The organism is Streptomyces sp. NPDC057137, from assembly GCF_042670825.1.
GTDB lineage: Bacteria > Actinomycetota > Actinomycetes > Streptomycetales > Streptomycetaceae > Streptomyces.
The window spans coordinates 1-16,242 of the sequence record NZ_JBHUUW010000030.1; the positions used below are offsets into that span (position 1 = coordinate 1).

At 70.9% G+C, this 16,242-nt stretch carries 20 protein-coding genes; 10 read left to right on the forward strand and 10 right to left on the reverse strand.

Features of this window, described 5'->3' with window-relative positions; translation table 11 throughout:
- Positions 1-49: 49 nt before the first annotated feature.
- The 3 genes from ACFT9I_RS22835 to ACFT9I_RS22845 form a co-directional block, all read right to left on the reverse strand.
- Complete coding sequence (locus ACFT9I_RS22835; protein ID WP_382566904.1) at positions 50-1,009, reverse strand: aldo/keto reductase family oxidoreductase; 960 nt, start codon at positions 1,007-1,009, stop codon at positions 50-52.
- 89 nt (positions 1,010-1,098) lie between these two features.
- Positions 1,099-2,229, reverse strand: coding sequence for a lectin (locus ACFT9I_RS22840; RefSeq protein ID WP_382566906.1), 1,131 nt, complete (start codon positions 2,227-2,229; stop codon positions 1,099-1,101).
- Positions 2,230-2,378: 149 nt separating this feature from the next.
- Positions 2,379-3,095, reverse strand: coding sequence for a haloacid dehalogenase type II (locus ACFT9I_RS22845; RefSeq protein ID WP_382566908.1), 717 nt, complete (start codon positions 3,093-3,095; stop codon positions 2,379-2,381).
- Between the two features lie 92 nt (positions 3,096-3,187).
- Between ACFT9I_RS22845 and ACFT9I_RS22850 the strand changes: the two genes are divergently transcribed.
- The gene (locus ACFT9I_RS22850; RefSeq protein WP_382566910.1) at positions 3,188-3,727 is read left to right on the forward strand and encodes a CGNR zinc finger domain-containing protein; all 540 of its coding nucleotides are present in this window, start codon (positions 3,188-3,190) and stop codon (positions 3,725-3,727) included.
- A gap of 4 nt (positions 3,728-3,731) precedes the next feature.
- Here the strand turns inward: ACFT9I_RS22850 and ACFT9I_RS22855 are convergent, their stop codons facing one another.
- Together ACFT9I_RS22855 and ACFT9I_RS22860 are read right to left on the reverse strand one after the other, a co-directional pair.
- The gene (locus ACFT9I_RS22855; RefSeq protein ID WP_382566912.1) at positions 3,732-4,529 is read right to left on the reverse strand and encodes a DUF427 domain-containing protein; all 798 of its coding nucleotides are present in this window, start codon (positions 4,527-4,529) and stop codon (positions 3,732-3,734) included.
- A gap of 150 nt (positions 4,530-4,679) precedes the next feature.
- Entirely contained in the window at positions 4,680-5,216 is a 537-nt protein-coding gene (locus ACFT9I_RS22860) for a GNAT family N-acetyltransferase (RefSeq protein ID WP_382566914.1), read from the reverse strand.
- 234 nt (positions 5,217-5,450) lie between these two features.
- On the opposite strand from ACFT9I_RS22860, the gene ACFT9I_RS22865 reads away from it, so the two are divergent.
- The 3 genes from ACFT9I_RS22865 to ACFT9I_RS22875 all read left to right on the forward strand — a co-directional run bounded on the left by ACFT9I_RS22865 (position 5,451) and on the right by ACFT9I_RS22875 (position 6,848).
- Complete coding sequence (locus ACFT9I_RS22865) at positions 5,451-5,708, forward strand: type B 50S ribosomal protein L31 (RefSeq protein ID WP_382566916.1); 258 nt, start codon at positions 5,451-5,453, stop codon at positions 5,706-5,708.
- A gap of 171 nt (positions 5,709-5,879) precedes the next feature.
- Positions 5,880-6,251: a VOC family protein gene (locus ACFT9I_RS22870; RefSeq protein WP_382566918.1), complete on the forward strand. Its 372-nt coding sequence runs from the start codon at positions 5,880-5,882 to the stop codon at positions 6,249-6,251.
- Between the two features lie 48 nt (positions 6,252-6,299).
- A complete protein-coding gene (locus ACFT9I_RS22875) occupies positions 6,300-6,848 on the forward strand; it encodes an AAA family ATPase (protein ID WP_382566920.1) in 549 nt (182 codons plus the stop codon).
- Between the two features lie 27 nt (positions 6,849-6,875).
- On the opposite strand, the gene ACFT9I_RS22880 is transcribed toward ACFT9I_RS22875, so the two are convergent.
- Together ACFT9I_RS22880 and ACFT9I_RS22885 are read right to left on the reverse strand one after the other, a co-directional pair.
- On the reverse strand, positions 6,876-7,583 hold the full coding sequence (locus ACFT9I_RS22880; RefSeq protein ID WP_382566922.1) for an alpha/beta fold hydrolase: 708 nt from the start codon (positions 7,581-7,583) through the stop codon (positions 6,876-6,878).
- Between the two features lie 209 nt (positions 7,584-7,792).
- Positions 7,793-8,239 (reverse strand): MFS transporter, encoded by a 447-nt coding sequence (locus ACFT9I_RS22885; protein WP_382566924.1) that lies wholly within the window; start codon positions 8,237-8,239, stop codon positions 7,793-7,795.
- Between the two features lie 46 nt (positions 8,240-8,285).
- Between ACFT9I_RS22885 and ACFT9I_RS22890 the strand changes: the two genes are divergently transcribed.
- The gene (locus tag ACFT9I_RS22890; RefSeq protein WP_382566926.1) at positions 8,286-9,065 is read left to right on the forward strand and encodes an SDR family NAD(P)-dependent oxidoreductase; all 780 of its coding nucleotides are present in this window, start codon (positions 8,286-8,288) and stop codon (positions 9,063-9,065) included.
- A 132-nt stretch (positions 9,066-9,197) separates the two neighbouring features.
- On the opposite strand, the gene ACFT9I_RS22895 is transcribed toward ACFT9I_RS22890, so the two are convergent.
- Positions 9,198-10,136, reverse strand: coding sequence for a DMT family transporter (locus tag ACFT9I_RS22895; RefSeq protein WP_382566928.1), 939 nt, complete (start codon positions 10,134-10,136; stop codon positions 9,198-9,200).
- A gap of 40 nt (positions 10,137-10,176) precedes the next feature.
- Between ACFT9I_RS22895 and ACFT9I_RS22900 the strand changes: the two genes are divergently transcribed.
- The 3 genes from ACFT9I_RS22900 to ACFT9I_RS22910 all read left to right on the forward strand — a co-directional run bounded on the left by ACFT9I_RS22900 (position 10,177) and on the right by ACFT9I_RS22910 (position 12,960).
- Positions 10,177-10,683, forward strand: coding sequence for a MarR family winged helix-turn-helix transcriptional regulator (locus ACFT9I_RS22900; RefSeq protein WP_382566930.1), 507 nt, complete (start codon positions 10,177-10,179; stop codon positions 10,681-10,683).
- A gap of 91 nt (positions 10,684-10,774) precedes the next feature.
- Positions 10,775-11,473 carry an ArsR/SmtB family transcription factor gene (locus tag ACFT9I_RS22905; protein ID WP_382566932.1) on the forward strand — a complete coding sequence of 233 codons (699 nt, stop codon included), beginning with the start codon at positions 10,775-10,777 and terminating at the stop codon, positions 11,471-11,473.
- A 44-nt stretch (positions 11,474-11,517) separates the two neighbouring features.
- The gene (locus tag ACFT9I_RS22910; RefSeq protein WP_382566934.1) at positions 11,518-12,960 is read left to right on the forward strand and encodes an MFS transporter; all 1,443 of its coding nucleotides are present in this window, start codon (positions 11,518-11,520) and stop codon (positions 12,958-12,960) included.
- A gap of 45 nt (positions 12,961-13,005) precedes the next feature.
- Here ACFT9I_RS22910 and ACFT9I_RS22915 read toward each other — a convergent pair whose 3' ends face one another.
- Complete coding sequence (locus tag ACFT9I_RS22915) at positions 13,006-13,365, reverse strand: LysR family transcriptional regulator (RefSeq protein WP_382566935.1); 360 nt, start codon at positions 13,363-13,365, stop codon at positions 13,006-13,008.
- Between the two features lie 156 nt (positions 13,366-13,521).
- Between ACFT9I_RS22915 and ACFT9I_RS22920 the strand changes: the two genes are divergently transcribed.
- A complete protein-coding gene (locus ACFT9I_RS22920; RefSeq protein WP_382567048.1) occupies positions 13,522-14,358 on the forward strand; it encodes a class I SAM-dependent methyltransferase in 837 nt (278 codons plus the stop codon).
- An 87-nt stretch (positions 14,359-14,445) separates the two neighbouring features.
- Positions 14,446-15,798: an aromatic acid exporter family protein gene (locus ACFT9I_RS22925; protein WP_382566937.1), complete on the forward strand. Its 1,353-nt coding sequence runs from the start codon at positions 14,446-14,448 to the stop codon at positions 15,796-15,798.
- On the opposite strand, the gene ACFT9I_RS22930 is transcribed toward ACFT9I_RS22925, so the two are convergent.
- Positions 15,795-16,193: a MerR family transcriptional regulator gene (locus ACFT9I_RS22930; RefSeq protein WP_382566939.1), complete on the reverse strand. Its 399-nt coding sequence runs from the start codon at positions 16,191-16,193 to the stop codon at positions 15,795-15,797. The two genes, ACFT9I_RS22925 and ACFT9I_RS22930, sit on opposite strands and share 4 nt — an antisense overlap.
- Between the last annotated feature and the right edge of the window lie 49 nt (positions 16,194-16,242).

Sequence of the window (16,242 nt, forward strand, 5' to 3'; positions counted from 1 at the left end):
GCCGATCGGCTCGCCGGGGACCACGTTTTCGTGTCCGGGGTGGTCCCGGTCAGGGCAGCGGCGCGCCGCGCGCCGTCAGCCACAGGTCGTACCACTCCTCGTGGGTGAGTTCCGGCTCCCGTACGGCCGCGTCGGCGCAGGCCCGGATCCGCTCCGGCCGCGCGCTGCCGACGACCGGCGCGATCCGGGCCGGATGGCGCTGCAGCCACCACAGCAGAATGGTCTCGGGCGTGGTGTTCTTCGCCTCGGCCAGCGACGCGACGAGCCGTGCCGTGGCCACCTCGTCCGGGGTCTCCTCACGGCCGGTGTACCGGCCCTGCGCGAGGGCTCCCCACGCCTGGAGCGCGATTCCGGTCGCCCGGCAGTATTCGGTCGTCCCGTGCGGATAGCCGACGTCGGCCGCCGCCGGGGTGTTCACCAGCACCCCGGCCTCTACCCAGTCCCGCCGGTGAAGGCTCATCTCCAACTGGTTGGCGACCAGAGGGGGTCCGAGCGACAACCGGAGTTGAGTCATCTGCCAACTGCTCATGTTCGACACGCCGAACCGCCGGACAAGACCCTGCTCGTGGAGCGAGGTGAGCGCGCTCGCGATGTCGTCCGGGTCGGCCAGCGGGTCGGGCCGGTGCAGGAGCAGGACGTCGATGACGTCCGTACGCAGCCTGGTCAGGCTCTCCTCCACGCGCCGGACGATGCTCGCCGGGCGCAGGTCGTAGATACCGGGCCGGTCGCCGTCGGCGAGACGGATGCCGCACTTGGTCTGCACGACGATGCGCTCCCGCAGCCCGGGGGTGCGGCTGAGAACCTCGCCGAAGACGGCCTCGGATTTGCCGTGCCGGTAGATGTCGGCGTGGTCGAACGTGGTGATGCCACTGTCCAGCGCCGCCCGGACCGCCGCCTCGGCCGCGTCGATGTCCGCCGGGCCGTAAGGAGTGGTGTCCCAGCCGCCGCCGAGCCCCATACATCCGTAGAGCAGCCGGTCGCCGTTCTTCGTCTCCGCTTCGTCTCTCACGCGATCACCCTACGGCGGCGTGGAAACGGCGGGTGGCCCCGGGGAAGGCTCCCCGGGGCCACACGGTGCGGAGGTCCGGCCGACGCGGGTCAGCAGTACAGGTTGCCGCCCGGCGCGACACCCAGGATCTGGGTGAAGCGCTGGTAGTTGTTGATCCGGCTCTGGACCGTCGCGGGGTTGCGTCCGTCGCACTCCAGCGAGCCGTTGATGGAGCGGATGGTCTGGCCGAAGCCGGCCTGGTTGACCATCGCGTTGTGCGGGGTCATGGTGCCGGGACCGTTCTGGGTGTTCCAGTACCAGAGGCCGGTCTTCCACGCGACGGCCGAGTCGTTCTGGACACGCCACGGGTCGGCGAGCAGGTTGATCCCCAGCGCGTCACCGGCGGCCTTGTAGTTGAAGTTCCAGCTGAGCTGGATCGGGCCGCGGCCGTAGTACGCGGCCTGGCCGGCCGGGCAGCCGTACGACTGCGAAGTGTCGCAGTAATGCGGGTAGTTGGCGGTGTTCTGCTCGACGACATGGACGAGGCCGCCGGTCTCGTGGCTGACGTTGGCGAGGAAGGCCGCGGCCTCCTGGCGCTTGACGGTGTCACTGCCGGTGTTCGCGAAGGCCGGGTAGGCGCTCAGCGCGGCGGTGAGACCGCTGTAGCTGTAGAAGCCGTTGCGGCTCGGGAACATCTGGTTGAACTGCGACTCACTGACGACGAATCCACCCGGCGAGGGGTTTCCGCCACCGCTGCTCGGCGCGTTCCACTTCTGGTTCGACTGCCCCGAGCAGGTCCAGATCTGGAGCCGGGTGCCGTTCGCCGAGTTGCGCTCCTGGACGTCCAGGCACTTGTTCGCCTGCGGGTTGACGATGTCGTTCGCGCCGGAGACCGTCCAGCGCTGGTTCGCGCCGCCGGTGCAGTCCCACAGGTGGACGAGTGCTCCGTCGGCGGTGCTGTTGCCCGAGACGTCCAGACACTTGCCGAGCGCGCGCAGCGTGCCGTCACCCGAGTTCGACCAGCGCTGGGCATTGCTGCCGTTGCAGTCGTAGATCTGTACGGGGGTGCCGTTGGCGTTGCTCGCCCCGGCGACGTCAACGCATTTGCCCGCGAGCCCGGTGATCTGGCCGTCGGCGGCCTGGGCGGCGGGGGCGGTGAAGAGAGTGGCGATGAGGGCTGCGACCGCGAGGAGGATCGCGGACCGTACGAGGGAAAGGCCTCTGCCGGATTTGCTCAACATCTCTGAATGTTGTCCCTTCGCGCCAACGGCGCACGGAGCCCTGCCGGCGAGCCGACAGGGCTAAGGAGGAGATGTGCGGGAGGTGTGTCGATTGGATTGAAAGCGAAGGTCTAGACCTTGTCAAGTGCATGGCGAATACGGCTGGTTGGCTACCTCGCCGTCAGGGCGGTGACTAGGTCGTCCAGCCCGTCGAACCGCCAGTCGAAGGCATCGGAGTCCGTCGGCGGATCGCCGACGGGCCGATGGACATAGGCGGTCCGCATGCCCCTCGCCTGCGCGCCGCGGAGATCCCAGGCGTGGGCGGCCACCATGAGCACGCGCTCCGGCGGGTGTCCGGCGGTGTCGACGGCGAGCTGGTAGACCTCCGGCGCCGGCTTGTAGGCCAGGACTGCTTCGCCGGACAGGACTTGGTGCCAGCGCAGCCCGGCATGCGCGTTGAGCCGCAGCAGTGCGGTGCGCGCCGCGTTGGAGAGCCCGAGCACGGGGAACTGCCGCGTGAGCCGTTCGAGACCGGCGACGGAGTCGCCCCACGGCGGCAAGCGCCGAGTCGCTGTCGACAGTCGGGCGATCGTCGCCGGATCCGTCAGTCCGGCACGGTCGGCGACGAGTTGGGCGGCTTCCGCGTCGATGACCTCGCTGTCGGCGTACGCGCGGTGCCCCTGGCCGATGCGTCGCTGCTCGGTCTCGACATGCCGCTGCCACATGGCGAGCAGCTCATCGACGGAGCCGTCGTCGGCGCCGTTGTCGGAACCGTCGTCGGACGTGGGCAGCGCGTCGCGAATCTCCGCTCGCAGTCCGCTGGATTCGTCGACCAGTGTGCCGAGGATGTCGAAGACGACGACCTCGATTTCGCGGATGTCGGCCATGCGCTCTCCCGTTCCATGCCGGTGTCACCGGAGTCACCGGTTCAGCAGGTGACGACCTTGCCACCGGCCTCGTCACCGGTCAAGATGGTGACGTGGATTTCGCCTTTGTCAGCGGCAACCCCGCCCTCGATCTGGCCGGCACCGTGAGGTCTCGCCGGGACGCGCCCGACGACGCTCTGGCCGCGCCCGGGGATCTTGAACGATGGGTGGCCGAGTGTGACGAGCTGCCCGACCGCGTCAGCGCCGACCTCGCGACCTTCGAGTCCGCGCTCTCACTGCGCGAAGCGATCTACCGACTCGCTCTCGACCGCGTGCTCGACCGGCCCTTCGATCCGGGCGGCCTCGACATCGTCAACGACACGGCGGCCGGACCGGTGCCCGCGATCAGGCTCGGCGACGGGGGACTGCGGATGACGGGAGACCTCCCCGCCGTCCTCTCCCACCTGGCCAGAAGCGGTATCGCCGTGCTCGCGGACCCTCACGCCTGCCTCAAGGAGTGCGGTCGCCCGAGCTGCACTCGTATCTATCTCGACCGCTCGCGGGGCGCACGGCGCACCTGGTGCGGGATGGACGAGTGCGGAAACCGCGTCAAGGCCGCGGCCTATCGGGCCCGCAGACGGGCTTCGCTGTGAGGCGTCAGCCGGACCTGGGCCGAGCGGTCCTGCTGACGGGTGCCGGACGGGGGAGCGCGCGGCCGTCGAGGAAGATGTCCGTCTGTTCGTTGTAGAAGGCGACGAGGCCGGCGATGGGCGTGAGCTGGCGGGTCGGGAAGTCGTACGACCAGGCGATGTCCGGGTAGCTGCCGGCGTTCGTGGTGACGGACCAGTAGGCGCTGGTGGTCCCCTTGTAGGGGCAGCCGGTGGCGGTGTCGCTGGGCACCAGCCGGGTGAGATCGGTGTGTACGCGGTCCAGGTAGTAGCGGGTCGGCAGGCCGGTTTCGAACACCATGACGGTCGAGGGCGCCTCGGCGAGAACCTCCCCGTCCAGTTCGACGCGGACGGTGCGGCCCGACCGGAGCGCGTCCACCCGCGTGTACGGGCTGCGGGGATGGACGAACACCTGCTCGTCCTCCTCGAACCACGCGTCGGGAGCAGCCCAGTCGATACGAACGGTGCCCGCGAGACCCGGCGGCGCCTCCTCGGTCCACAGCCGCGCCGAGCCGGGCCGCGCGACCCCGCCGCTGCTCAGGCCATGGCGGCGAGCCACCCCCAGGCTCAGCTTCTGCGTGTGGTCCTCGTCGACGAGAACGCCTTCGGTGAAGTCCTCCACCGGAACGCAGTACTGCGGGTAGCCGGGCCACTCCCACACGTACCGGGCCCGCACGGTGTCGAACAGCACGCGGCCGGCCAGGAACGCACGGATACGGCGGGCCACCGGCTCGACGTGACCGGCCGGGACAATCATCTGCGGAAAGTACTGGGCCTCGTCAGGCATGAACGCTTCCCGTCCCCGGTCGGTGGTGGAGCTGCCTGACCCACCATCACACGGCCGAGCGCGTCGAGTGCGCTCCCGGCCGAGTGTTGCCGACAGATCACTACGCCCGCCCGCCGAGCCCGCCCGCCGAGCCCGCCCGCCGGACAGGGCCTACCGGCCGGCCGCCGTCGGACCGCTCGCGTCAAGGTCTCCTTTGCGCAGACGGTAGACCTGCAACGACAGGTTGTAGTACTTCTCCGTCTCGCCGACCCACTCCATGCCGACCCGCCGTGCCGTCGCCGCGCCTCGGCTGTTCCGGGGCCGTACCACCGCGAACAGCTCCTCCACCCCGGCGTCCGACTCGAAAGCCCGATGCGCCACGGCATGCCCGGCCTCCGCGGCCAGGCCCTGACCCCATACGTCCGGAGCCAGCTGCCAGCCGATCTCCAGGTCGCTGCCGAACGGAGGGAGCGGCAGCAGTGCCACCCCTCCGACCAACTGGTCCGTCTCGCGCAGCGAGATCGCCCACCGGCCCTGGGGAGGTTCGAGGGTGGCCGACTCGGTCACCCACCGTTCGATGAGGCGCTCCATGGCGGCCAGGTCCGACACCGGCTCCAGCGCCGGGGCGAGCCATCGGGACACCTCGTCCACGCCGTAGACCGGCAGCGCCGCGGCGGCATCGCCCGGCGCCCAAGGTCGAAGGGTCAACCGGGGAGTACTGATCCGGGAGCCTTCGATAATGACCCGATGTATTCGGTCAGCCATATAACGAGAATATCACCGGAAGCACTGCTCAGCCGGGGGCGGGTACGGGCCAACTACCAGTTCGTCGGCCACGGGTGGGCCGCCGGAATTCAGTGGAATATCCGCCCTCCCCCCGCCGTTGAGAGAGATACCGGGGGCCAACAGACCTCAGGCGGTCGGCCACAGGAAGGATCACGTATGAAGCCTCGTATCCACCCCGAGTCCCGTCCGGTGGTATTCCGGGACCGCGCTGCCGACGTCGCGTTTCTGACGCGCTCGACCGCGGAATCGGACAAGACCATCGAGTGGGAGGACGGGAAGAAGTACCCCGTCGTCGACGTCGAGACATCATCGGCGAGCCACCCCTTCTACACCGGTAACTCGCAGGTTCTTGACACCGCGGGCCGTGTGGAGCGATTCGAGCGCCGTTACGGCGACGCCTCGAAACGCGGATGAGCGCCACCGGGAAGCGTCGGCGCGAAGACGGAGACCACAAACCCCGGCAGCGAGATCGAATGATCACGCCGCCGGGGTTTCTCCGTGCCGCCTGCGCATTCCCGGTGTATTGCCGTGCGCGACGGCCAAATTGAATTGATCACTCCCCACGGCCTCTGACACCATCACCCGATGATCAGCATCGGGACGATCGTGATGGGGGCCGCCGACGTGCGGCGCGCGGCCGAGTTCTGGAGCCGAGCACTGAACTACGTTCCGCGCGACGGCGAGGTGGCGGACGACTGGGTCGTCCTCGTCCCCGCCGAGGGTCCCGGGCCCGGCCTGTCCCTGGGGCTCAGTACGACACCGGTGCAGGAACACCCCCGCGTCCATCTCGACCTCTACGCGCGCGACGCCGCCGAGCAGACCGCCGAAGTGGCGCGCCTGGTGTCCCTCGGCGCCGAACGCGTCGACTGGGACCTCTATCCGGACGACGCCGACTTCATCGTCCTCGCCGACCCGGAGGGCAACCGCTTCTGCGTCATCGACACCGGCCACGGCTGATCCCCGCCCGCGCCCCTGGACAGCCTTTCCGACAGCCAAGAGGCCCCCGTGAGTACCGAACTGCGTTCCGCCGTCGTCCTCATCACCGGCGTCATGGCAGCCGGGAAGTCCACCGTCGCGGGCCTCCTGGCCGAACGGCTGCCGCGGGCGGCCCACGTCCGGGGCGACACCTTCCGCCGCATGCTCGTCTCCGGCCGCGAAGAGATGCTGCCCGAGCCGACCGCGGAGGCCATGGCCCAACTGGACCTGCGCCGGCGGATCTCGGCGACGGTGGCCGACGAGTACGCGAGCGACGGATGGACGGCGATCGTCCAGGACATCGTCATCGGCCCGGACTTGAGCCGCTTCGTTGCCAGGGTCCGTACGCGCCCGCTGTACGTCGTCGTGCTGACGCCGTCGACCGAGGCCGTGCGCCGAAGGGAGCAGACGCGTCCGAAGACCGGATACGGCGTCTGGACGGTCGAGGCGCTCGACCACAGCCTGCAGGCGGAGACCGAGCGCATCGGCCTCTGGCTCGACACGACGGAGCAGACACCGCAGGAGACGGTCTCGGCGATCCTCGCGAACCTCCCCGCCGCGCTGGTCACGTCCGACTGACGCCGGTCCCCTCGCTCGCGGCTCCTGTCAGTCGCTCGTGGCCGGGTCCCGCCCCTCCTCGAACGCCCGCCGCACCGGACCGGGCAGCGGCGCGAGCCCGAGCAGGCCCGAGACCAGCCCGGTGGTGAGCGAATGCCACTCGCCGGCCCGCCGCAGCATCGCGTGGTCCCCGCCGGACATCAGGACGGCGCACGCGTCCGCGCCCGCCGCACGCGCTCGGCGTGCGACGTCACGGCTGCCCAGCGGGTCGGTCGTACGGTCCCGGTCACCGTGCACGAGGACGACCTGCCGGTCCACCAGCTGCCCCACCGGCTCCCCGGTGGGACACCACGGGGCGAGCCCCACGACGCCGCGCACCAGGTCGTGCCCGGCCACGGCGAGCGCGGCGCGCCCGCCCATCGAATGACCGACCAGCACCACTCGTACCGAACCGGCGAGCGCTTCCAGCTCATCGAGCGCCCGGCGCGCGTCCACAGCGGCGTCGGCGCGCTCGCCGTTCCACCCCCGGTGCCGGTAACGGACCCGGCCGACGAGGACGTCGTGCCCCTCGGTGGCGCGCAGCACCGCCCCGGTGAACGGGCGCATCCGCGCGGCGGCCAGATTCCACCGGGGCGGCGCCGCCATGCCCTCCGAACGTCCGCCGTGCAGCAGGAGCACGGCGGTACGGGGCCGCCGGACCGATCTGTCGAGCACGAGGGCGGGCGGGCGCGGGGCACGGGGATCGCTGACGGGCACGTGGTGCCTGACCTCTCTTCTGTCACCTGTGGTGGGTGGGGCCCCACCCACCACAGGAAGTATTCGACGCCGAGGCCGTCGCGGATGCCCCGGCCGGCGCATCGATTCCGTCCGCGCGGATCTGCCCGACCGACCGGGCGAGCACGCCCGTACGCGCCCGCCCTCGCGTACGGGCAGGCGCGTACGGGTGCGCTTGGGCGATCCGGCGATCAGGACCGGCCCGCCGCCCCCTCCGATCCGGCCGCAGACTTCGTGGTCTCGCGCGGCCCCCAGGTCTCCCGTGTCGTCGCCACGCCGATCAGTCCGACCAGACCGATGACCACGTAGAACCCGGCAGGACCCGCCCAGTCGAACGACTCCGCCAGCAGCACGGCCAGGAACGGCGCGAACCCCGCGACGGACGCCGCGATCTGGTAGCCCAGCGAGGCACCGGACGTACGTGTGTTGGTCTTGAACAGCTCCGCGAACCAAGCCGCCTGCGTACCCGTCAACGCCGCGTGGATCACGCCGATCGCGATCAGATAGATCAGCACGACGAGCACCGGATTACCGGTGTTGGCCATCAGGAACATCGGGAAGCCGAAGGCGACCGCCAGCAGACAGCCGGCCAGATACAGCTTCCGGCGGCCGATCCGGTCGGTCAGCGCGCCGGCCACGTCCCCCACCAGGCCGGAAGGCCGGTCCGACGTCTAATCTGCGGGCATGGAATCGCAGGCGTACCTCTCCGAACTCTTCTCCCTGGAAGGCCGCGTGGCCCTGGTCACCGGCGGCAGTTCCGGTATCGGCAAGGCCGTCACCGAGGCCCTCGCCCGCGCCGGCGCGAGCGTCGTGATCGTGGCCCGCAGGGAGGCCGAACTGGCAGCCACGGTGGACGAGTTGACGGATCGCGGCTGCCGGGCGGCATGGGTGAGCGGCGACCTCGGCACGCGCGAGGGCGTACGTACGGTGGCCGACGAGGCGGCGGAGATGTTCGGCGAACCGGACACCCTCGTCAACTGCGCCGGGATCAATCTGCGGCCCCCGATGGGGGAGACCGGCGACGACGTGTGGGACACGACGATGGCGGTGAATCTGGAGGCGCCCTATCTGCTGGGGCAGCGGTTCGGACCCGGCATGGCCGAGCGTGGTTTCGGACGGATCATCCATGTCACGTCCCAGCAGGCGCACCGGGCGTTCGTGCAGAGCGGTGTCTACGGTGTCTCCAAGGGCGCGCTGGAGTCGCTGGCCCGCTCGCAGGCCGAGGCGTGGTCGCCGTACGGGGTCACCTGCAACACGCTCGTGCCGGGGTTCGTGATGACGCCGCTCAACGAACGGCTGTCGTCCGACCCCGAGCGGGTGGCGGCGCTCGCCGCGCGCACGATGACGGGGCGCAACGGGGTGGCGGAGGACTTCGCGGGCGCGGCTGTGTTCCTGGCGAGCCGGGCCTCCGCGTACGTCACGGGGCAGTCGGTCTTCGTGGACGGCGGGTTCCACGTCCACTGAGGGGCGGGCACGTCGTACGGCGGCGGGTACGGCTCACGGCGGCGACCACGACGTACGGTGGTGAACCGCGGTCCCGGGTCGATCGCACCTCGGCCTCGCACCAGCCGCGCTCCGGACCAACCGCCCTCCGTATCAAGCCTGTTGGCGCGGCTGTGGGCGCGGGCACGACTCGGGTACGCCGGACCGCGCCGCCGACCGCCGGGCGCGCCAGGTACGCGCGGCGCGGGTCACGCCCGGCTGCCCCAGCACGATGCCGAGGAACACCAGCACCAGCCCGGCGCCCTGGCGCGCGGTGAGGGTGTCTCCGGCGACGAGTGTGCCGAGCAGGACGCCGGTCACCGGGTTGAGGAGACCTATGAGCCCCACTGTCCCCGCGCTCAGGTGCCGCAGGCCGGCGAACCACGCGGTGAAGGCGAGGGCGGTCGCCACCCCCGATACGTAGACGAAACCGAGCACCGCGCCCCCGTCCAGGGCCGGCGGTGCCCCTTCGACGGCGACCGCGACCGGCACGAGAACCACACCTCCGGCGATGAGCTGCCAGGAGGTCAGCGCGAACACGTCGACGTCGGGGCACCACTTCTTGGTGAGGATGTAGCCGATCGAGGACATCGTCATGGCCGCCACGGAGGCGAGCACGCCGAGCGGATCGATCCCGGTCGCGTTCGTGAGGAGCATGACGCTGACGCCGGCGATCCCGACGCCCGCTCCGACGGCCGGCAGTATGTGCGGGCGCTCGGACAGCAGCGGCCAGGCGAGCAGCATCATCACCACCGGTGCGGTCGCCATGACCGTCGAGGCGATGCTGGTCGGCAGGAGCTGCGCCGCCACGTAGACGAGGGCGAAGAACGCCCCCATGTTCAGGGTGCCGAGCACCAGCGCCTTCCACCACAGCGCGCCGTGCGGCCTTCGCCGGCTCAGCGCCAGCAGGACGATCCCCGCGGGCAGGGCGCGGAAGACCGCCCCGTACAGCGGATGGCCCTCCGGCAGATAGCGCTGCGTGACGAAGTACGTCGTGCCCCACGCGATCGGCGCGACGGCGGTGACCAGTGACCAGCGGGCGGTGGCTTCCATGGAAGCAATAATATCTTCCCTGGAAGGTATTATTCCCGGCATGGCTGAATCTCTTGACCGCGTGGCCCGTATCCAGCGGGAATGGGCCCGCGAACGCCCCGATGTCGATGTGCGCCCGCAGGGCGTGATCGGGCGGCTGCACCGCCTCGGCGCGTACCTCACCGAGGAGTTGTGCGTCGTCTACCGGAAGTACGGACTGGGGGAGGGCGACTTCGACGTCCTGGCCGCGCTGCGGCGGGCGGGCGCGCCGTTCGAGCGCGCGCCCGGCGAACTGGCCGAGCACACCATGGTCACCACGGGCGCGATGACGAAACGCGTCGACCGCCTCGAACGGGCCGGACTCGTCTCCCGGCGCGCGAGTGAGAGCGACGGGCGCGGCAGGGTCGTCGCGCTGACCTCGGAGGGTCGCGCCCTCATCGATCGCGCCTTCTCGGAGCACATGGCCAACGAGCGCCGTCTCCTGGACGCGCTGACCGAGGCGGAGGCCGCGCAGCTCGAATCCCTGCTGACCAAGTGGCTGGCCGTGACGGAGGGGCCGCGCGACTGAACCGGGACCTCCGGGGCCCTGGACTCGATCGCAAAGACTTCTTCGCGAATAAGTCTTTGCGAAGGACTGTTTGCGGTCTAGTCTGCTCGGCATGACGGATTCGAAAGCGGCCCCTCGCGGTCCGAAGCACGAGTCGAGCACGGTCGTCCTGGACGCGAAGGGACTGCGCGCCCTGGCGCATCCCGTACGTGTCCAACTGGTCGGGCTCCTGCGGAAGTACGGCCCTTCGACCGCCACCCGGCTGGCCGAGCGGCTGGGGGTCAACTCCGGTACGGCCAGCTACCACTTGCGCCAGCTGGGCGACGCGGGGTTCGTCGAGGAGGACACGGAGCGCGGCAACGCCCGGGAACGCTGGTGGCGCGCGGTCCACCAGTCTACTCGGTTCAGCGATCGTGAGCTGGCGGAGGAGCAGCCCGAGGCGGCGCTGGCGTATCTCCAGTCGGTCGCCGCCGCGTACACGCTGCGCACCCAACGGGCTCTCGGCGAGCTTCAGACCATGCCCGACCGGTGGCGGGGCACCTTCGACATCAGCGACTGGCCGCTGCGGCTGACGCCCGAGGAGGCGGTGCGGCTGCAGGAGGAGCTGCACGCACTTCTCTTCCGCTACCGGTCGGACAGCCCGGAGACGGCGGCCGAGGCGCCGGAGGGCGCCGAGCGTGTCTCCGTGATCACCCAGATCCTGCCGGAGCTGGATCTGCCGGGCTCGGACACTCCCGACGACACCCCCGGCGCCCCCGCCGAGGGCGGCGGCCCGGCTCGTGGACGCCGGCGGGGAATGGAGTCGTGGTGAGAAAGGCCGGGGCAAGTGCGATACCGGCGAAGGGTTCTGACGCCATGTCAGGGCGGCGTGGGTCGCTGCCGCTCGTCGGTGTACTCGCCGCGATGGCGGTGTCGTTGACCGGTACGCGGGTCTCGGCCATCGCGCTGCCCTGGTTCGTTCTCGTCACCACCGGCAGTGCCACCCAGACCGGGGTGGTGGCCTTCTGCGAGATGGCGCCGTACGTGGTGGTGAAGGCGTTCACCGGACCGCTGGTGGACCGGGCCGGACCCCGGACCATCTCGTGGACCACCGACCTGATCAGCGCCGCGGCGGCTCTCGCGGTTCCCCTCCTGCACGCGGCGGACCGGCTCTCGTTCCCTCTGCTGCTCGTGCTGGTCGCGTTGATCGGTGCGGCGCGGGGGCCCGGCGACCTGGCGAAGGACGTCATGGTCCCGGAGGCGGCCGAGCACGGCCGCGTACCTCTGGAACGGGCCACCGGCTTCGCCGGCGTGACCGAACGGCTCGCCTCCACCGTCGGTCCGGCGGCGGGCGGCGCCCTGATCGCCTTCCTCGGGCCGCTGTCGGGGCTGACCGTCAACGCGGCCTGTTTCGCGCTCGGTTCGGTGATCATCGGGCTGATGCTGCCACGCGGCATGGGCCGGCCGGCCGAGCATGTTCCGTCGCCGCCGGACGGTGCCGATCCCTCATCCGATCCCTCTTCCGGTGCACCTGCCGAGCCGGGCTACTGGCGGCGGTTCGGCCAGGGCTTCACCTTCCTGCGAACCGAACCGCTGCTTCTCACGATCATGGTGATGGTCATGGTCACCAACTTCCTGGACGCGGCGTTCAGCACCGTGCTCCTCCCTGTCTGGGCCAAGGAGTCGGGAAACGGGCCGAGCGCCATCGGCCTGTGCGCCGGCGCGGGCGGACTCGCGGCGATCGGCGGCAGCCTGATCGCGGCGGGCATCGCACACCGGATGCGGCGCCGCGTGGTCTTCTTCGCCGGATTCCTCCTGGCGGGCGCGCCGCGATGGCTGATCCTCGCCTCGCCCGCACCTCTGTGGGCCGTGGTGGTCGTGTTCGCCATCGGTGGTTTCGGCGCCGGTTTCCTCAACCCCATCCTGGCGGCGGTCAGTTACGAACGCGTACCCCGCCGTCTGCTGGGCCGGGTCAAGGCGCTCAGCGGTGCGCTCTCCTGGTCCGGCATGCCGCTCGGCGGGCTGCTCGGGGGCGCCGCGGTGGCCTCGTTGGGGCTGGCACCGGTCCTGCTGGTGGGCGGGGCCGCGTACTTCCTCACGACGAATCTCACCGGACTGCGCCCGGAATGGCGGCAGATGGACCGACTGCGGGGCAAGGGCCGACCGGCCGACGACCCCCTCGTACAACCGAGCGCGGAGTCGGGCGACAGGTCGGACACCGACCAGGAGCCAGGCCAGGAGCCAGGCCGGGAGCCAGGCCAGGGTCCGGGCTCGGAGCCGGAATCCGGCGGCACCAGGCTGACGCGATCCGTCAGGTGACGGTGATACGGCCGCCGCCGCCAGATCCACCAGCGACACACCCGTTCAACCCCCGCAGCACGAGCCACAGATCCGGCCGGCGTCGCCGGAACACCGGCAGCACGCGCGGCAGCGCCTCCGCCGTCGCCGACCCGACGAACCCGAGGGCCGGCCGCCCGAGTTCACCCGCCGCCACACTCCGGACGGTCCGCACCGCGCGGTCGGCGCGGGCCGGCGTCTCGCGCGCCTCCGGCAGGAACGCGGCCCCGGCCGCAGTGAGGCCACCCGGCGACGGTCACGTGTCAGCAACCGCACGTCGAGTTCGGCCTCCAGCCGCTGAATCTGCTGGGAGAGCACGGGCTGGGCGCTGTCCAGCCGCTCCGCCGTACGACTGAAGTGCAGCTCCGCGCCCACGGCATGGTGCACGCCGCCCGGCGGGCCGGAAAACTAGGATGCCCGGCATCGTCTCTTGACCGTCCGGGACCCCGACGGCCGCCCGTGGAGCCTCCGAGCCCCAGCCGAGAGCTGACGGCCCAGGAGCTGACAGCAAGGAGAGACGTCGTGGCAGACGACCGGAACGGGATGCCGGACAGCACCGCGGTGCGGGTCGCCCTCTGGCGGGCGTTGCATGTCCGGGCCGACGCGCCGCCCCATGTCATCGAGGACGAGATCGGCCTGCGGCTGGCGGACCCCGGCGACGACTGGCGCAGCCGCCCGGACATGGACCCGCGCGCCACCAGCGGGTTCCGGGCGGCCATCGTGTCCCGCGCCCGGTTCGTCGAGGACCTCGTCGCCGAGCGGACCGGCCTCGGTGTCACGCAGTACGTCGTTCTGGGGGCCGGACTCGACACCTTCGCCCAGCGCACGCCGGAGCCGGCCGACCGCCTGCGGATCTTCGAGATCGACCAGCCGGGCACCCAGGACTGGAAGCGCCGACGTCTGACCGAACTCGGTTACGGGATCCCCGACCGGCTTCGCCTGGTGCCGGTCGACTTCGAGGCGGGGGCGGACTGGTGGGAGCGGCTGTCCGGCGCCGGCTTCGACCCCGGCAGGCCGGCGGTTGTCGCCTGCTCCGGCGTGACCATGTACCTCACCAAGGACGCCACCGCGGCGACCCTGCGCCGACTCGCCGGCCTGGCACCCGGCTCGACGCTCGCCATGACGTTCATGCTGCCGGCCGAACTCCTCGACGACGCCGACCGCCCCGCGCTCGAGGCGACCAAGCCGCGGGCGCAAGCGGCCGGAACACCGTTCATCAGCTTCTACACCCCGCGGGAGATGCTGGAACTGGCCCGCGACGCCGGCTTCAAGGACGTCCGACACGTGCCGGGAACCGCACTGGCCGACCGCTACTTCGCCGACCGCACCGACGGCCTTCGCCCGTCGAGCGGAGAGGACTTCCTGGTGGCCACCACCTGACCCGCCTCGGTCCCACGTCGCCCGACGCGGCGCCGATGCCGCGTGTCGTACGGACTCCGCGTGAGGTCTGTGTGCAGGGTGCTGCTCATGAGACTGCGGGCCGCGTACAAGAAGGACGACAAGGGTGGCTCCGGAAACGGGCCGTTGACCGAGCTGCTGGAACTGCGGCACGACGTGACCGTCACCCAGACGCTGCGCTCGACGGTGGCCGCGACGCTCGCCTACATCGTCGCGCTGTGGCTCAGCAGCGAGCCCGCGCCGCTGACCGCGCCCCTCACCGCGCTGCTCGTGGTCCAGGTGACTCTCTACTCCACCCTCACCACCAGCGTCCGCCGGGTGAACGCCGTCGTCGCCGGCGTGCTGATCGCCATCGGATTCAGCGTGCTCGTCGGGCTGTCGTGGTGGAGCCTCGGGCTGATCATCCTGGCCTCGCTCCTCGCCGGCCGGCTCGTCCGCGTCAACGAGTTCGTTCCCGAGGTCGCGATCAGCGCCATGCTCGTCCTCGGCGTGACCCACGCGGCGGACACCGCCTGGGACCGCGTACTGGAGACGCTGATCGGCGCGGTGGTGGGGCTGCTGTTCAACGTGCTGTTCGTGCCGCCGGTCTGGGTCGCCGCGGCCGGGGAGTCCATCGAGGACCTCGCCCGGCAGATGCGCCGGCTGATGCGTGACGTCGGCGAGGAGCTGACTACCCCCACCCCCGTCGAACGCGCCGCGGCCCGACTGCGCGAGGCACGGCGGCTCGACCACGGCATCGCCGAGGTGGACGCAGCGCTGCGCCAGGCCGAGGACAGCCTGCGGCTCAATCCGCGCGTCAAGGAGGGCCTGCTGCACCGGGTGGTGCTCCGTACGGGTCTCGACACGCTGGAGATCTGCGCGGTGGTACTGCGCGTACTCACCCGCACGATCACGGACCTCGCCAAGGAGCGCCAGGAGGAAGACCTCTTCTCGCCGGAGGTGGGATCCGCCCTGGAGGAGCTGCTGTCGCAGGTCGCCGACGCGCTCGTCAGTTTCGCCGTGCTGGTCACGACGCAGACGAGCGAGGCCGCCGAGGCGGCGGAGTCCCGCCTCGCCGGGGATCTGAGCGCCGCCGGGGCGACGCGCGAGAGGGCGGCGCAACTGCTGCTGGAAGGCGTACAGCGGCACCCTCGGCAGTGGCAGCTCCATGGCGCGCTGCTGTCGGAGATCGACAGACTGCTGGACGAACTCGACACCGACCACCGCTCCCGCCGCCTGATGGAGGAGCTGGACAGGTCCACCCGGGAACAGCGCGAACGGCACCCTCAGCTCACCGCGTTCACCCAGTGGCTGCGCGGGGTGAAACGGCCCGCGCTGAAGCGCCCCACCCTGAAGCGCCCCACCCTGAAGCGGCGCGGCAAGCCGGGTGAGAGGCGGGGTCAGAGGCGGGGTGACAGGCCGGGTGACAAGCGGCGAGGCTAGGGCCGGGACGTGGCTGGTTGCTCGGGCTCCACCCGGTGGTCACCGGACGCCGCCACGATGACGTCGTCCAGGATCTCGCGCGTGCGCATCAGTTCGGCGATCTGCTCGTCGATCCTGGCCCGCTGCCGCGTCAGATCGGCGACGAGCCACGGCGTCGCGGCCTCCGAAGGACCCCCGTCCTCGTCCCGCATGCACGGCAGCAGCTCGGCGATCTTCCCGCTGCACAGCCCCGCGGCGAACAGTTCCTGGATACGTATCACCCGGTCGACGGCCCGCTCCGGATAGGTGCGATGGCCCGAGGGCGTACGCGTGGACACGAGCAGCCCTTGCTCCTCGTAGTAGCGCAGCGAGCGCTCGCTGACGGCGGTACGTCTCGCCAGTTCGCCGATCTTCACGCTGCCTCCCGGGGCCGCACCGTCGCCGTCGCGGTGACAGGGATTGAAC

Coding starts and splice junctions, on each gene's coding strand:
- ACFT9I_RS22840 (WP_382566906.1), bottom strand. CDS start 2,229: ATGTTGAGCAAATCCGGCAGAGGCCTTTCCCTCGTACGGTCCGCGATC.
- ACFT9I_RS22845 (WP_382566908.1), bottom strand. CDS start 3,095: ATGGCCGACATCCGCGAAATCGAGGTCGTCGTCTTCGACATCCTCGGC.
- ACFT9I_RS22855 (WP_382566912.1), bottom strand. CDS start 4,529: ATGCCTGACGAGGCCCAGTACTTTCCGCAGATGATTGTCCCGGCCGGT.
- ACFT9I_RS22865 (WP_382566916.1), top strand. CDS start 5,451: ATGAAGCCTCGTATCCACCCCGAGTCCCGTCCGGTGGTATTCCGGGAC.
- ACFT9I_RS22870 (WP_382566918.1), top strand. CDS start 5,880: ATGATCAGCATCGGGACGATCGTGATGGGGGCCGCCGACGTGCGGCGC.
- ACFT9I_RS22890 (WP_382566926.1), top strand. CDS start 8,286: ATGGAATCGCAGGCGTACCTCTCCGAACTCTTCTCCCTGGAAGGCCGC.
- ACFT9I_RS22895 (WP_382566928.1), bottom strand. CDS start 10,136: ATGGAAGCCACCGCCCGCTGGTCACTGGTCACCGCCGTCGCGCCGATC.
- ACFT9I_RS22900 (WP_382566930.1), top strand. CDS start 10,177: ATGGCTGAATCTCTTGACCGCGTGGCCCGTATCCAGCGGGAATGGGCC.
- ACFT9I_RS22905 (WP_382566932.1), top strand. CDS start 10,775: ATGACGGATTCGAAAGCGGCCCCTCGCGGTCCGAAGCACGAGTCGAGC.
- ACFT9I_RS22910 (WP_382566934.1), top strand. CDS start 11,518: ATGTCAGGGCGGCGTGGGTCGCTGCCGCTCGTCGGTGTACTCGCCGCG.
- ACFT9I_RS22920 (WP_382567048.1), top strand. CDS start 13,522: ATGCCGGACAGCACCGCGGTGCGGGTCGCCCTCTGGCGGGCGTTGCAT.
- ACFT9I_RS22925 (WP_382566937.1), top strand. CDS start 14,446: ATGAGACTGCGGGCCGCGTACAAGAAGGACGACAAGGGTGGCTCCGGA.